This window comes from Arthrobacter sp. TMN-49 (assembly GCF_054511095.1).
Genome location: NZ_JBTNDH010000077.1, coordinates 1 through 1,320 on the forward strand (window position 1 = coordinate 1; position 1,320 = coordinate 1,320).

1 protein-coding gene is annotated in these 1,320 nt (G+C 56.4%); it reads right to left on the minus strand.

Going from position 1 to position 1,320, the window contains the following annotated elements:
- The coding region (locus ACX80E_RS17180; RefSeq protein ID WP_459303276.1) for an acyl-CoA dehydrogenase family protein at positions 1 to 953 on the minus strand (953 nt) is incomplete at its 3' end.
- Positions 954 to 1,320: the final 367 nt, after the last annotated feature.

Consider the following 1,320-nt stretch of genomic DNA (forward strand, 5'->3'; position numbering starts at 1 on the left):
TGTGGGGCCAGAGTTCCTTGATCTTTAAGCCGGCCCAAATGAAGCGCCAGCAAAAGTCCCTTCTCGAGCTCCATGGACATGTTCACTAGCTTCTGTTGCGTGAGCTGGAAGCTGGCCAACGGTTTCTGGAATTGCTGACGTTGCTGTGAGTATTCAAGGGAGCAGGCCAGAGAATCTCGGGCGGCGCCCATGACGCCCCAAGCAATTCCGTAGCGGGCCTCGTTTAAGCACTCAAAGGGGCCGCGAAGCCCTCTGGCGTGCGGCAACACGGCAGTAGCTGGCAGGCGGACACTCACGAGCTCGATATCGCACTGGATGGAAATACGCATTGAGAGCTTTGCTTGAATTGGTGTGGCAGTGAAGCCGGGAGTATCTGTGGGTACCAGGAAGCCACGGACACCCTCCCCGGTCATGGCCCAGACAACAGCCACATCGGCGATGCTGGCCATACCAATCCAGCGTTTGCTGCCGGTAATGATCCAGTCTGAGCTGTCGTCTACTTGGTGGGCGACGGTGCTCATCGAAGCCGGGTCGGAACCAGCTCCCGCTTCGGTCAGGGCGAAACAACCAATGGCTTCACCACCGGCCATGCGGGGGAGCCAATGGTGTTTTTGTTCTTCGCTTCCATACTTGTGGATGGCAGTCATAGCCAGTGACCCTTGAACGCTGACGAAGGTCCGTAGTCCGGAGTCGCCGGCTTCAAGTTCGAGGGCAGCCAAGCCGTATTCGACGGCCGATCGTCCAGGGCAGCCATAGCCCTCCAAATGCATGCCTAGGAGGCCCAGTGCGCCCATCTGTGCGACCAGTTCCTTGGGGAAGTGGGCTTGTTCGTACCATTGGGCAATGTTCGCCCGGATGTTCTCGTCTACAAACTCCCGAACACGAAGTTGGGTCGCACGCTCTTGGGCAGATAGCAGTGAAGAGATGCTGAGTAGTTCCGATACCTGGTGCATGACAAGACGTCCTTGAATTGTTCGGCTAAGGCAGGGCTCTAGGGCCTGCTGGCAATGCTACTAAACCCTGCAAGGGTGCTGTGGAGAAGTTGTGATGAAAGTCGACCCCGGGCAGGTGCGCGGGGTCACAGTGTTTCGGTTGGCTATGCAGCGGAAAGGCGTGTATTGTTTTTTGAGTTGCCCCGCTTGTTGGGGGAACGAAAATCCCCCTACTTGATGCCGGTTTTGCCGGTGTTTTTGTGGTGTTTTGGTGGGTTGGTTCGCTGTTTGGTGGATTTGCTTTTCTGAAACGTTGTGGGTAAGCTTGAAAAGTTGCCTCGGCACTGATCATTGCGGACTGTTTGTTGGTTTGGGTGTGTTGGCTGGG